The organism is Bradyrhizobium jicamae, from assembly GCF_018130695.1.
GTDB lineage: Bacteria > Pseudomonadota > Alphaproteobacteria > Rhizobiales > Xanthobacteraceae > Bradyrhizobium > Bradyrhizobium jicamae_B.
On the sequence record NZ_JAFCJX010000005.1, the window covers coordinates 38,907 to 52,481 of the forward strand.

Here is a 13,575-nt window from a genome sequence, read left to right on the forward strand (position 1 = left end):
TCCCATTGGGAGAGGTCGGATCGCGTCAGCGATCCGGGTGAGGGGCTCAGGTCCCTCGATGGAGCGAAACCCCTCACCCGAATTTCGCGCTACGCCCGAAATTCGACCTCTCCCTTCGGGAGAGGTGGCACTCCAGGCTTGCATGGCAGAACATACGTCGATCTGCCTCGCCTTCTCTGGCGGAGTATACTTCGAGGAAGTATCGTCCCCCGGCCACGACGACCCCTGCTTCCCAAGAATCGTCGCCCGGGAGAAACTCGATGCGTCCTACCACGCCGTTCCGCACCCTTGCGCTTGCCTTCGTCTCCGCCCTCGCCCTGTCAACCGCAGCATCCGCCGCGGAAGTCCGCGTCATGATCTCGGGCGGGCTGACGGCGGCGTACAACGCGCTGGTGCCGGAGTTCGAGCGCAAGACCGGGCACAAGGTCATCACCGCCTACGGACCGTCGATGGGCACCACCACCAACGCGATTCCCGTGCGGCTGGAGCGCGGCGAGCCGGCGGATGTGCTGATCATGGTGGGCTATGCGCTGGCCGATCTCGCCAGGAAGGGCAAGGTCGTGGCCGACAGCCAGGTCGATCTCGTCAACTCGCCGATCGGTGTCGCCGTGAAGTCCGGCGCGCCGAAGCCGGACATCTCCTCGGCCGAGACGATCAAGACCGCGCTGCTGGCGGCGAAAACCATCGCCTATTCCGACAGCGCCAGCGGCGTCTATGTCTCGACCGAGATGTTCGGCAAGCTCGGCATCGCTGAGGCGATGAAGGACAAGGCGCGGAAGATTCCGGCAACGCCCGTCGGCGAGATCGTCGCGCATGGCGAGGCCGAGATCGGCTTCCAGCAGATCAGCGAGCTGAAGCCCGTCGCCGGCATCGACATCGTCGGCCCGCTGCCGGAGAGCTTGCAGAAGATCACCGTGTTCTCCGCCGGCATCGCCACGGTGTCGAAGGAGCCCGAGGCCGGCAAGGCGCTGATCGCGTTTCTCGCGTCGCCGGATGCGCGCGACACGCTGGTGAAGAGCGGGCTCGATCCGATTCCCCTGCTGCATCGCTGACGACAGGGACTGCGGCCAACATCACCAGCATTTCATTGACAGCCGGAGATTGGGATGTGTCCGCCTGGCTGGCTTCCTGCGCACGAGCACCACGCAAGTCACGCAGATCGGACGGAGATTTTCGTCGAACAAGATTTTCAACAACCATACAGCACGTCGATGGGATTGCCTGTTCTCCGGCCGCGGCACTATGATCGATTGATTTTATTCCTCATTTTTTGTTGGAGCATTTCATGTCACGTTTGGCATCTGCGGTTCTCACCATGACAATTCTTGCCGGGATGGGCTGCGTTATCGTGTCGGAGGCACGAGCGGCGCCCGCTTTTTGTGACGTGGCGACATGCCTGCAGAAGAAGTGCAGGGGCGCCAGGGGCAATCGCATTCCGATCTGCAATTCGTGGTGCCAGATCGATGTCGCGGACAACAAGAAGAACAGGGTGTGCAGGTAATCGTGCCAATCGCATTGGACGATCATCTGCAGCTTTGCGGGCTGCGTCAGCGTGGCGCTTGTTTGGACTGCGACCTCTGGGGCATCAGCCCCAGAGGTCGATCGTTTGTATCAGGCAGCGTCCCGTTATCAGTGGGATCCGCCGGGCACCGGACCCGGAATGGCATCGACGTTATTGCCGTTGATCCGGTTATCCCAGAAAGACAGAACATTTCCGCTGACTGACGTGCCGTTGCCCACGATCACCGACGAGCCAACTCTGATCGTGCTTCCGCCATTCGCGACCAGGCCGGTCCCGCTCGCGGTCGCGGCACTCCCGTTCACCAGCATTCCGATGTTATTGCCGGTCGTCAGAAAGGCGGTATTGGTGAAGCCGTTCGCAACCGTATCCCGGACAACGATATTGATACCCGCGGCGCCTCCGGAGCTATCGCCCGCGACACCAAAGGTTCCGCGATGAAGGTGAGAGTTGCTGATCATCGCAATTGCTGCGGCTCCAGAGCCCGGATTAACGACGATGGCCGCCCCGGCCGCGCCAGTGCCGGTGTTTGAGATCGTCGTGTTTTCAACGATCAGCTTGGCTGAAGCGGTGGGCGCGAAACTGATCCCGTGGGCAGGGCTCGTCGTGAAATCGCGAATTGTCACGTTCTTGACGTGCAGCGAGGCGCCCGAGGTGAACCGGATTCCCGACAAGCCCGGCGTTGTGCCGGCTCCTTCGATATCGAGCCCTTCGAGATAAACCACGACTGTGCCGGGCGAACCACTGGCGGAGTCATTGATATTGATGCCATTGGTTGCCGATGCGAGAACGCTGCCGAGCGTACCACTACAAAGGATGCTGATGGACTTCGTGATCGTCACAGTTCCATAGCCGCCCGGATCAAGGCAGTTGATCTCGCCGCCCGCCGCGGTCTTTGAGATCGCACCGGCGAACGTCTTGCACGGTGCCGTTCGGCTGCAGGGATTGACGTCGTCGCCGACGCCAGACACCCAAGTCCGGGTTGCCTGAGCGTGCGCCACCGGCGGCCCAAGCAGAACGAACGCGAAGGTGAGATACAACAATCCTAAAGAAAAACGATGCACGAGCTTGCTCCATACATTTGGCCGACGTTCTTGGTTCGGATCACGGAGCAGCTCATTTCCCGAAGAACCCTCAAGCGAAACGACGATAAACAAACGATTTGCGCCTAACTGGCTGACCGCAATCGACAGGCATGATGTCTTGGCAGATCATCGAGCGCGCTGCGACAAATTGACCATCGCAAGCTTAGGTAGCGAGCTGCACTTTCTTGGGGGCGGCGGCTGCATGGCCACGAGGGCGTGGAAGAGCCGAAGCGCCTTGGGCATCCGCCGTTTTCGCGGCTCGCCTCAGCACTCTTTCATTCTACTGCCAGCGAGACCGGAGAGAGCTTACCGGCGATCGGAAGGCGTGCCGACGGCGCTGCGAACATCCCCCGAACTTGAATCTTCGAACGTAAAGAACAAAAGCGCCATGACTAACGCCGCCAATAGTGCGGTTAGCGATAGCACGCCGTACCCCGATCGTGAAAACAGCTCCATGCGGCACTGAGATCACGACCACACCGTTTGAGCTTGATCCATTTGGGCTATGTCATCATCGAGCAGCCAAGCACGCGCAACGGCCCAGCTATGTGGCCAGGGCCATGGACCTGGTAACGCCAGGGCGGGAGGGCGAGGACGCGGCCCGGTCCACACGCAGAGACTGTTTCCCCGCGCGAGTATCGGCCTACCCCCATTGGATAATGATGCTGGTGTGCGGGCCTCTCGACTAGCGCACGAAATTCTTGCACAAAGGGATTATTTGGTCCGGTGCGCCATTTTGGGGGACAACCAAGATGTTTGTTGTTGCGTCGCTTTTAGTTGGGCTCGCCGCCGTTTGGGTGGCTTTTCGGTTGGGCTATCGGCAGGGATACAACGACGGGCTCCGCAATGCCGCCTGCCTATTCGGCAAGGAGGCCTCGAAGAGTGCCGGAACGTCGAATTCGGCTACCACGAGAAACCCGAAGGACCCGTCGCATTGGCACGCGGTCGTTTCCTCGGCCACGTCTCATTAGGATCGCGGATATCCGGCGCCGGCATGCCCCTGCCCGGTCCGCAACCACCAGAGCCGCGTCGGCCATGCCGTGCCGGTCGCAAAGAGATGGATTACGCTTCGCTCATCCGCCCTACCGGAAATGATGCGCGCCGTAGGCCAGCAGCAGCACGACGACCAGCGCAAGCGCCAGCGTCGTGCTCTTCCAGAACAGCACCGGATTGCGCTCGATCAGCGGCGTCGATGACGTCGTCAGGTATTTCGCATTCGGATTGCGCAGGTCGAACAGGAACTCTGAAAAGCTCTCGTAGCGCTTGAGCGGATTGGCGTGCACGGCCCGCTCCAGCGTGCGGTCGACCCAGATCGGAATGTCGCGGCCGGAATGCCCGGCCGGCGAATAGACCAGCCTGTTGAAGTCGGCGCGGGTGCGCGCGCGTGCGATCTGGGCACCATAGGGCAAGCGGCCCGTCAGCATCTGATAGGTGACGACACCGAGCGAGAACAGGTCGGAGCGTGGCGTTCCCGGTTCGCCCAAAAAATATTCCGGCGCGGTGTATTGCTGGGTGCCGAGGATATCGTCGGCACCCGACGGCGCGGCTTCGGCGACGCCGGTGATTTTCGTGGAGCCGAAATCGATGATCTTCACCGTGCCGGTCTTGTCGATCATGATGTTGTCGGGACGGACATCCTGATGCAGCATCTCCTTGCGGTGGAATGCGCGCAAGCCTTTTGCAATTTGCTCGGCGATGTCCCGCACCGTCTCCAGGCCGGGATCGGGATGGTCGATCATCCACTGCGTCAGCGTCTGGCCGTCGATATATTCGGTCGCAACATAGAGGAAGTTGCGCCGGCGCTGCGGCAACCAGGGTTTCAGCACATGCGGGCTGTCGATCCGTTTCGCGACCCACTCCTCCATCATGAAGCGCTTCAGATAAGCGGGATCGTCGCGCAGATCGATCGAGGGGATCTTGATCGTGACTGTGGTGCCGCTGTCCTCGTCGACCGCGAGATAGATGTGGCTGCGGCTGGAACCGTGCAGTTCGCGGACGATGCGGTAGCCGTCGAACTGCATGCGCGCATCCAGGAGCGGCGGCAGCGGCAATTCGGTCGGCTGGCCGAACACCTCGCGCGCATCGCCGTCCGGCAGCTCATCGATCCGGACGATCTGTGCGGTGAGATTGTCGCCGCTGCCGCGCTCGAAGGCGAGCTCGGCCATCGCCTTCGCGGCAGCGTCGAGATCGGCGGCGCCGTCCTGGATCAGCTTGGCGAGCTGCCGCGGCGGCACATGCTCATAGATGCCGTCAGTGACGAGGAGAAAAGTGTCGCCACGCTCCAGCCGAAAATTCTGGTAGTCGATCTCGAGCTGCGGGTTCACGCCGAGGGCGCGGCCGAGATAGCTCTGCTGCGAGGAGATCACGACGCGGTGGTCGTTGGTCAATTGCTCCAGGCTGTTGCCGGAGACGCGGTAGATCCGGCAGTCACCGACATGGAACAGGTGCGCCGTGGTCGACTTGATGACGATGGCGCTCAGCGTGCAGACGTAGCCCTTGTCCTTGTCGTAGGGATTCTGGCTGCGGCGGGTCTGCGCATGCAGCCAGGAATTGGTCGCCTCCAGCACCCGTTGCGCCGAGGTTTTGACGGACCAGGATTCCGAGGTGCAGTAATAGTCGGTCAGAAAACCCTTGACCGCGGACTCGGCCGCGATACGGCTGACGCTGCTGGACGAGATGCCGTCGGCCAGCACGACCGCGATGCCCTTCAAGCCGAGCAGCGGCTCCTCGGGGATCAGCGCGCCGTGGAAATCCTGATTGGCCTCCTTGCGGCCCTTATCAGAGAATTGCCCGACCGATATTTTGAGGCTGCGCGGCATTGCTCGTACCAATGGGTCCCTCCTTGATCAGGAGAGACCCATCAGTCCATGGGATCAAGCCGCCAGACGCTGGCGCTTCGGTGCCGTCTTCACATGCGTTGCGTACAGCGTGAGACCGGTGAAGGCGAGACCGCCGACGAGGTTGCCGACCACGGTCGGGATCTCGTTCCACAGGAGATAGTCGACGAAGGTGTAGTGGCCGCCGAGCAGCAGGCCGGACGGGAACAGGAACATGTTCACGATCGAATGCTCGAAGGTCATGTAGAAGAACAGCATGATCGGCATCCACATCGCGATCACCTTGCCGCTGACCGTGGTCGAGATCATCGCGCCGACCACGCCGGCCGAGACCATCCAGTTGCAGAGCATGCCGCGGATGAACAGCGTCAGCATGCCGCCGAAGCCATGCGAGGCATAGCCGACGGTGCGGCTCTCGCCGATGGTGCCGATCACCTGGCCGACCTTGTCGGGCGGCGAGGTGAAGCCGAAGGTGAAGACGACGGCCATCATCACCGCGACCGTGAAGGCGCCGGCGAAATTGCCGATGAAGACGAGGCCCCAGTTGCGTAGTACGCCGCCGAGCGTGACGCCGGGCCGCCTGTCGATCAGCGCCAGCGGCGCCAGCACGAACACGCCGGTCAGGAGGTCGAAGCCGAACAGATAGAGCATGCAGAAGCCGACCGGAAACAGCGCGGCGCCGACGATCGTCACGCCGGTGTTGACGTTGATGGTCACCGCAAACGCCGCGGCGAGCGCCAGGATCGCGCCGGCCATGTAGGCGCGGATGATGGTGTCGCGCGTCGACATGAAGATCTTGGATTCGCCGGCGTCGACCATCTTGGTGACGAATTCGGAAGGAGCGAGGTAGGCCATTGTCTTGAAGTCCCCTTGAGCAATTGGGTCGCATCGGCTGACAGGCAGTCGCGATGCGCTTGGGTTGAAATGCTCGTCCGTCCGGGGACGCGTGCCGAAATGCGAAAGCGCCGAGGCGACGGCCTCGGTCCCGACGGTCAGTCGGGGCGTTCGATCACAGCAGGGATATGCAGGTTTTGACGCCGATCGAAACTCGATTACTGCGTGAGGCGAACCACATGGGTCGCTCGATCCCTTGGCCTCGGCCAGCACTGGCTTCGGCAATCCGGAGGACGGCAGTCGTCATTGACTGCCACAGTGCAAGCAATCGATATGCCAACAGCAGGCAGGGCCCAGGGCTCGAAAAACGCTGCAAATACCGAAGCTTGTCGGGGCCTTTCGCGAGCCCACCTCCGATCACAATGCCGTGAATTTGGGCAAGTTGCACAGATGTCGCCCATGTCCCCGCAATTCGACGGGGATGCGATATCGATGCCGGATCAGGCGATGCGGGCCAGCTATTTGGTCTGGGTCCGGATCGGCGTGTCCTTCAGGCCGTTGTTGTCGTAGGCCTTGCGCAGCGTGCCGTTGCCGATGGCGTCGGTCATGAACCTGGTGATGTAGGCCGCGGCCTGCGGATGATCCAGCGGCACCGCGACCGCGGTCACCGTCTGCTTGAAGGTCTCGTCGAGCACGCGGGTGCCGGGAATTCTTTTCGCCATCGCGTTGAGCTGGTCGCGCGACAGCGCGAACGCATCGATCTCGCCGCTCTTCAAGAGATTGAAGATCTCGTCATAGGTCTGATAGCCCGTGACCTTGGCGTGCTTGAGATGGGCGATCGCGCCGCGCATCGTGGTCGTGTTGTTGACGGCGGCGACGTTGATACCGTCCTGATCAAGCGTCGCGAAGTTCGTCACCGCCGAGCCTGATTTGACGATGTAGGTGGCGTCGGCGACCTCGTAGATCGGACCGAAGGCCATCCTGGTCTCGCGCTCGGGATCCTTCGGCAGGAAGGTGACGTCCCACGCGTTCTTCGCCGCCGCGTCGGTGATCTGGCCGGAGTTCGGGTACGCGACATATTCGACGGGGACGCCAAGCTGCGCCGCCATCTCCTTGCCGAGGTCGACCGGCACGCCGGCATAACCGGTCTCGGTCCTGGTCGACCAGAACGCACCGCCCGCCGGGCTGATCCCGATCGCGACGCGCAGCTTTCCGGTCGGCGCGATCTCATCCTTCAAGGCATCTGCATTGGCAGGCATGGCCATCATGATCACTCCCAGGGCGAGGCCAGCCAGACGCGACAATCGATCAGACATCGGACCTTCCTCCACGCCGGATCTGATGCCCGGCAAGGCCGGCAACAAACCGCATGGGACAGCGTTGCGCAACCGTCAGATTCGCAACGGGGCTATCCCGGCCTATTTGACCCTGATGGTGATCTTCTCGGAGACGACCGGCGGATTGAAGGGGTAGTGCTTGGCATCGCCCAGCACCAGCTGCAGCGTATGCTTGCCCGGCGGCAGTTCGATGCGGGTCTCGGTCTGGCCCGCGCCGAAATGCAGGTGCGACTTGTCCGATGGAATCGGCTCGTTCGGATTCAGCGGCTCATTCACATCGACCAGCAGATGATGATGGCCGCTGTTCGGATAGTCGTCGCCGGCATGGGTGACGCCCATGTTGCGCAGGCCGAACCGGCACCAGAACGCGCCCTTGATGGTCGCGCCATCGTGCGGCCAGACGAAATAGAGTTTTGCGTCCGGTGGCGCCGGCTTGCCTTGTGCGTTGGCGGGACTCGCGAACAGACCCACGGCCGCCGCCAGCAGGATCACGCGTGCCATTCCCATCGGAACCCTCCCCCATCATGATGCACTACGGCGACAACGCGACCCGGAAGCCATGGGTCGGATATCGAACGTTGGCGTCGTAATTGTCGCGATTGGCCGGCCGCACATAGCGCGCGTCGTTCTTCCAGGAGCCGGAGCGGATGACGTGGGACGCGCAGTCGCCACCGGCCCAGACCGAACCGTCGGTCGGCGCGCCCTGATAGGTGCGGTGCCAGCAATCCTCGACCCACTGGTCGACGCCGCCGCCCATGTCGTAGAGGCCGACCGGATTGGGCTTGAAGCTGCCGACCTTCACCGGCTGTTCGGCCGCGGCATCGCCACCGCAATCCTTGCAGCCGGCGTGGCCCGACTGCACCTGGTCGCCCCACCAGTATCTGGTCTGGGTGCCGCCGCGCGCCGCGAACTCCCATTCGGCTTCGCTCGGCAGCCGGTAGGCCTTGTTCGTCTTGCCCGCGAGCCAGGTCACATATTGCTTGGCGTCGGTCCAGCTCACATTGGTGACCGGCGCATCATCTTTCCCGGTTGCCGTAAAGCCGCAGGCCTTGGCTGCCGCGCACAGATTCCATTCGCGCACCGTGACCGGATACTTGCTCATCGCAAAGGATTTCACGGTCACCCTGTGGATCGGCCGCTCGGACGGATCATCATTGCTGCCCATCGAAAAGCTGCCGCCGGTGAGTGAGACCATCTCGGGCTCCGGCACCGCCGCAGCCTGCGCGGGCGCAGGACTTGCTGACGGCGCAGGCTGCGGCGCGGATTGCTGTCCCGCGAGCGTCGGCGCGGGACTTGGTGCAGGACTTGATGTGGGGCTTGGCGCGAGGCTCGGTGCTGGCGCCGGCGCGGCCTGGGTGGCAGCAGGTGCCGGTTCAGCCGCCTTGGGCGACGACGCTGGTGCCGGCGATGGCGTAACAGATGGCGGTGCCAGCGCCACATCCGCAGGCTTGCCGCGCGGTTGCGTCAGCATGTACCAGAGCGCGCCACAGGCGATGACCGTGATGGCAAGGCCAAGCAATGTGATCAGAACCGCCTCGCGCCGCCGCCGCCTGGTCCGGCCGTAGGCCGCGGCGTCCGGCAGCACACGATAGACGCGGATCGGATCGGTGATGTTCTTGACCTTGCGGTCGCCGAGCGATTCATACCCGCACACCATCTTGTGCTTGATCTGCTCGTAGATGCCGCCGGAGATGAAGACCTCGCCCGGCTCGGCAATCCCCTCCAGCCGCGCGGCCACATTGACGCCGTCGCCATAGATGTCGTCGGGCTCGATGATGACATCGCCGAGATTGACCCCGATCCGGTACTCGATCCAGGACTGCTTCGGCACCGCTGCGTTGCGCCCGACCATGTTCTGCTGAATCACCACGCTGCAGCGGACGGCCTCGACCGGACTGTCGAACATCGCGAAGAAGCCGTCGCCGGTGGTCTTGACCAGCCTGCCGTGGTGCTCGGCAATGGTGGGTTCGACGAGCTCGCGCTGGATCCGCTTGACGCGGGTATGCGTGCCTTCTTCGTCGAGCTGCATCAGACGGCTGTAGCCGGCGATGTCGGCGGCGACGATCGCAGCAAGGCGTCGCGGCATCGCGTCGTCGGGCGGTGGCTTGCCCGGCTTGCCTGACTTGAAGTCGCGGATTTCAGCCATGACTTGGGCAGCTCCTTGGGGCGGCACCACACAAACGCGTTCGAGGCGCAACTGGCGCCTCAGCCCCCAAGACTTACAGCCGCATCAACCGTATCACACCAACGGGTCGAGACAAGTTGCCGGGCGCATGGTGCGTTGCGCGAAGCATCCGCGTCCGGGAACGGCGGTATCCGACGCCGTTTCAGCCCGCTGCCGCGGGCGCGGCAAAACGTCTCTGCCTCAATTCGCCTGCGCCGCAGGCGTCCTGATTTCGTGCGGCAGGATGATCGCGGCGACGATCGCGAGCACGCACAGCGCGGCGAAGGCACGCAGCATCATGCCGAAGCCGCCCTGATCGTACAGCCACGCGACGAGGCCGACCGATGCGCCTGCCGCCGTGAAGCCGACGAAATAGCGCACCGAATAGGCGCGCGAGCGCCATTCTTCGGTGGTGTATTTGCCGACCATCGCGTCGTTCACCGTCACCTGGCCGAACGCCCCCATCACGATGCCGATCGAGACCAGGATCAGCGGCAGGTTCGACAGGCTCGCGGCCAGATACAGGAACGGCGCCAGCATGAAGGACAGCGGCAGCGCCACCGTCTTCAGCGAGTAGCGATCGAGCAGCCGGCCGATCGTGTACTGCGTCATCGCGCCGAACACATAGACGCCAGCGGCGATGACGCCGAGCAGCGCCGGGCTCCTGGTGAGATCAGCCAGCCGTTCGGCGAACAGCTTCGGCAGCGCCACCGTCACCGCGTTGAAGGTGGTGGAGATCGCGATCACCACGATCAGGAGCGACAGCACGACGCGCCACATGTCTTCCTTGGCGACGCGCGCCTGCGCCGCGGCCTGCTTGGTGCCCTTGCGGTCCTCATGCGCGACGGTCATCGCGAAGACGATGCCGATCAACACCGTCACCATGCCCGGCACGATGAAGGCCCAGCGCCAGCCGAGATATTGCCCGATCACGCCGGTCACCAGCGCGGACGAGGCGACGCCGAGATTGCCCCAGACACCGTTCAAACCCATCTCGCGGCCGAGCTTCTCGGCATAGGACACGATCATCGCCGTGCCGACGGGGTGATAGATCGAGGCGAAGATGCCGATCGCGAGCAAGGCGGCACCGAGCTGCAGCGGCGTCTGCACGAAGCCGACCGAGATCATCGACAGGCCGATGCCGACGAAGAAGATCACCATCATGTGGCGGCGGCTCCAGCGGTCGCCGAGCCAGCCCGTCAGCAGCGAGCCGGCGCCGAAGGCGACGAAGCCGGGGGTCGCGTAAGGCAGCAGCTCCGAATAGGCCATGCCGAGCGCGGGCCCCATCACGATGACCGCAGCTGCGAAGATCAGCATGGAATAATGGTCGATGAAATGGGCGGCGTTGACGAAGCTGATCACCCGGCTGGGGCTGTTCATGGTGGTTCCCTGAGGTCGAATCCCGCAATTCCTTGAAATGGGTTATACGTGGATGCCCTGACGGGATGTCGCCAATGAATGTCGTCGAAAAGCCAATCCCTTCCATTATCGGTCGCCTGACCTCGACCGGCGACGGCGTCCACATGGTGGCGAACAACTACAGGAAGGGCGTCCGGCTCGACACCCACATGCACCGCGAGGCGCAGCTGGTCTATGCCGCGCGCGGCACCATGCAGGTGACGACGCCGAAGGGGCGCTGGCTGGTGCCGCCGGACCGCGCGGTCTGGGTCCCTGCCCTGTTTCCGCATGCGATCGACGTGCTGGCCGACATCCAGATGCGGACGCTGTATTTCGACCAGGCGTGGCTGACGCGCGAGGCGCCACCCGGCGGTCCCGCCATCGGCGGGCCGGATGATAAACTCCGCGACGGCCTCGGCAATGAGTTCGTGGTGCGGGTCTCGCCGTTGATGCACCAGGCGATCCTGTCGCTGTTCGACGCGCGCGAGAGCCGCGAGCGCACGGAGCTCTTGATCAAGCTCGTGATGCTCGAGCTGCAACAGGCCGAGGACTCCGCGACCTTCATCCCGCTGCCGCAGGAGCCGCGCTGCCGCCGCGCCGCCGACATCGTGCTTGATGATCCGACGCATGATCATGAGATCGAGACGCTGGCGCGCGAGGTCGGCACCTCGGCGCGGACGCTGTCGCGGCTGTTCTCGGCGGAGACGCAGCTCTCGTTCAAGAGCTGGTGCCAGCGCGCCCGCATCGCGGCTGCGATCGAACGGCTGTCGACGGAAGGCAATGTCTCGGTCAAGCAGGTCGCCGCCGACCTCGGCTATGCCAGCGTGCCGGCGTTCTCCCACGCCTTCCGCCAGGTGACCGGGAAGACGCCGACCGAATTCGCCGAGAAGGCGTGAATAATACCGTTGTCGCGTTCTGACATATTTCTGAACGATCGATGCGCTTGATTCCCATCCACCCGAACCTAAATCCATTGTAAGGTTCGGCATCACCGGACGTAACCGATACATGGCCAACGCCTTCTTCTCCGATCTGCTGTCCACGATCTCCGAACGCGGGCGCAGCCTGCTCGGCCGCGCCGGCGCCACCAATGGCAAGCAGGACTCCTCCGAACTGCTCGAACTCTGCGAAGCGCTGCTGTCGGGACGCGGTGAAGCCTCCGCCACCGCGATGGCACGCGAGGTGCTCGACCGCTATCGCCACCTCGACGCCGACGGCCGCCTGTCGTTCTTCGCCGCCCTCGCCCGCGATTTCGGGCCCGACATGGCAAAGCTGTCGCAGGTGGTCGAGAGCTGGCGCACCCAATCCAATGGCGACGACGCCAGCGACCTGCATTTCGCGTCGGAGCCGCGGCGGCAGGAGCTGATCCGCCGGCTCAACCGCGCACCGGGCGGCACCAGCGATCTGGTGGCGATGCGCTCCGATCTGCTTTCACTGATGAAGGGCAACAAGGACCTCGCCGCGCTCGACCGCGACGTGGTTCATCTGCTCTCATCCTGGTTCAACAGGGGATTTCTCGTGCTGCGCAGGATAGACTGGTCGTCGCCAGCCAATATTCTGGAAAAGATCATCCGATACGAGGCCGTGCACGAGATCCGCGACTGGAACGATCTGCGCCGCCGCATCGATCCGGTCGATCGCCGCTGCTATGCCTTCTTCCATCCCGCGCTGCCCGATGAGCCCCTGATCTTCGTCGAGGTCGCGCTGACGGAAGCGATCCCCGGCGCGATCGCGCCGCTGCTCGCCGAGGAGCGCGAGCCGGTGCCGATGGAGCGCGCCCGCACCGCGGTGTTCTACTCGATCTCCAACACCCAGCGCGGGCTCGGCGGCATCTCGTTCGGCAGCTTCCTGATCAAGCAGGTGGCCGAGGAGCTGCGCCGCGAATTGCCCAAGCTCGACAATTTCGTGACGTTGTCGCCGGTGCCGGGCTTCATGCAGTGGATCAAGGAGGCCGCCGACGTGCCGCTCTCCGACGACGACCGCAAGGTGCTGGAAATCCTCGACAGAGGTGGCTGGCCTGAGAACCCCGAGCTGACCGCGCAGCTGCGCGCCGTGCTGGAGCCGCTGGCCGCGCATTATTTCCTCAAGGCACGCACGTCGAAGGGCCGCATGATCGACTCCGTCGCCCGCTTCCATCTCGGCAACGGCGCGCGGCTGGAGCGGATCAACTGGCTCGGCGATCTCTCGCCGAAGGGTGTTCGCGAGTCCGCCGGCGTGATGGTCAACTACCTCTACCGCCTCGACGACATCGAGAAGAACCACGAGGCCTACGCCAACAATGGCGAGGTGATCGCCTCCAGCGCGGTGAAGAAGCTGATCAAGGGCGAAGGGCGCAGGCTGCTGGACATGCGGCTGTCGTAGAGCCGTTCCGCGACAGACAACACCGGGTGCCGGCCACGCG

At 63.5% G+C, this 13,575-nt stretch carries 10 protein-coding genes; 3 read left to right on the forward strand and 7 right to left on the reverse strand.

Going from position 1 to position 13,575, the window contains the following annotated elements; genetic code table 11:
- The first annotated feature begins 260 nt into the window (after positions 1 to 260).
- Positions 261 to 1,052: a substrate-binding domain-containing protein gene (locus tag JQ604_RS08570; RefSeq protein ID WP_212355392.1), complete on the forward strand. Its 792-nt coding sequence runs from the start codon at positions 261 to 263 to the stop codon at positions 1,050 to 1,052.
- Between the two features lie 577 nt (positions 1,053 to 1,629).
- On the opposite strand, the gene JQ604_RS08575 is transcribed toward JQ604_RS08570, so the two are convergent.
- The 7 genes from JQ604_RS08575 to JQ604_RS08605 form a co-directional block, all read right to left on the reverse strand.
- Positions 1,630 to 2,676, reverse strand: coding sequence for a hypothetical protein (locus JQ604_RS08575; protein WP_249158138.1), 1,047 nt, complete (start codon positions 2,674 to 2,676; stop codon positions 1,630 to 1,632).
- A gap of 1,010 nt (positions 2,677 to 3,686) precedes the next feature.
- On the reverse strand, positions 3,687 to 5,423 hold the full coding sequence (locus JQ604_RS08580) for a bifunctional protein-serine/threonine kinase/phosphatase (RefSeq protein ID WP_212355394.1): 1,737 nt from the start codon (positions 5,421 to 5,423) through the stop codon (positions 3,687 to 3,689).
- A 54-nt stretch (positions 5,424 to 5,477) separates the two neighbouring features.
- Positions 5,478 to 6,296: a formate/nitrite transporter family protein gene (locus JQ604_RS08585; RefSeq protein ID WP_212355396.1), complete on the reverse strand. Its 819-nt coding sequence runs from the start codon at positions 6,294 to 6,296 to the stop codon at positions 5,478 to 5,480.
- A gap of 497 nt (positions 6,297 to 6,793) precedes the next feature.
- The gene (locus JQ604_RS08590) at positions 6,794 to 7,540 is read right to left on the reverse strand and encodes a transporter substrate-binding domain-containing protein (RefSeq protein WP_433996234.1); all 747 of its coding nucleotides are present in this window, start codon (positions 7,538 to 7,540) and stop codon (positions 6,794 to 6,796) included.
- A 153-nt stretch (positions 7,541 to 7,693) separates the two neighbouring features.
- On the reverse strand, positions 7,694 to 8,119 hold the full coding sequence (locus JQ604_RS08595; protein WP_212355407.1) for a DUF4399 domain-containing protein: 426 nt from the start codon (positions 8,117 to 8,119) through the stop codon (positions 7,694 to 7,696).
- Positions 8,120 to 8,144: 25 nt separating this feature from the next.
- Entirely contained in the window at positions 8,145 to 9,758 is a 1,614-nt protein-coding gene (locus JQ604_RS08600; RefSeq protein ID WP_212355417.1) for an SUMF1/EgtB/PvdO family nonheme iron enzyme, read from the reverse strand.
- Between the two features lie 219 nt (positions 9,759 to 9,977).
- Positions 9,978 to 11,156: an MFS transporter gene (locus JQ604_RS08605; RefSeq protein WP_212355419.1), complete on the reverse strand. Its 1,179-nt coding sequence runs from the start codon at positions 11,154 to 11,156 to the stop codon at positions 9,978 to 9,980.
- A gap of 74 nt (positions 11,157 to 11,230) precedes the next feature.
- Here JQ604_RS08605 and JQ604_RS08610 point away from each other — a divergent pair, with 74 nt between their 5' ends.
- Both JQ604_RS08610 and JQ604_RS08615 read left to right on the forward strand, forming a co-directional pair.
- Positions 11,231 to 12,070, forward strand: a complete 840-nt coding sequence (locus JQ604_RS08610) for an AraC family transcriptional regulator (RefSeq protein WP_249158139.1) — start codon at positions 11,231 to 11,233, stop codon at positions 12,068 to 12,070.
- Between the two features lie 112 nt (positions 12,071 to 12,182).
- Positions 12,183 to 13,535 carry a malonyl-CoA decarboxylase gene (locus tag JQ604_RS08615; RefSeq protein WP_212355423.1) on the forward strand — a complete coding sequence of 451 codons (1,353 nt, stop codon included), beginning with the start codon at positions 12,183 to 12,185 and terminating at the stop codon, positions 13,533 to 13,535.
- Positions 13,536 to 13,575: the final 40 nt, after the last annotated feature.

What these genes read in the sequence shown, in the direction of transcription:
- JQ604_RS08570 (WP_212355392.1), top strand. Translation starts at nt 261, where the DNA reads ATGCGTCCTACCACGCCGTTCCGCACCCTTGCGCTTGCCTTCGTCTCC.
- JQ604_RS08580 (WP_212355394.1), bottom strand. Translation starts at nt 5,423, where the DNA reads ATGCCGCGCAGCCTCAAAATATCGGTCGGGCAATTCTCTGATAAGGGC.
- JQ604_RS08585 (WP_212355396.1), bottom strand. Translation starts at nt 6,296, where the DNA reads ATGGCCTACCTCGCTCCTTCCGAATTCGTCACCAAGATGGTCGACGCC.
- JQ604_RS08590 (WP_433996234.1), bottom strand. Translation starts at nt 7,540, where the DNA reads ATGGCCATGCCTGCCAATGCAGATGCCTTGAAGGATGAGATCGCGCCG.
- JQ604_RS08595 (WP_212355407.1), bottom strand. Translation starts at nt 8,119, where the DNA reads ATGGGAATGGCACGCGTGATCCTGCTGGCGGCGGCCGTGGGTCTGTTC.
- JQ604_RS08600 (WP_212355417.1), bottom strand. Translation starts at nt 9,758, where the DNA reads ATGGCTGAAATCCGCGACTTCAAGTCAGGCAAGCCGGGCAAGCCACCG.
- JQ604_RS08605 (WP_212355419.1), bottom strand. Translation starts at nt 11,156, where the DNA reads ATGAACAGCCCCAGCCGGGTGATCAGCTTCGTCAACGCCGCCCATTTC.
- JQ604_RS08610 (WP_249158139.1), top strand. Translation starts at nt 11,231, where the DNA reads ATGAATGTCGTCGAAAAGCCAATCCCTTCCATTATCGGTCGCCTGACC.
- JQ604_RS08615 (WP_212355423.1), top strand. Translation starts at nt 12,183, where the DNA reads ATGGCCAACGCCTTCTTCTCCGATCTGCTGTCCACGATCTCCGAACGC.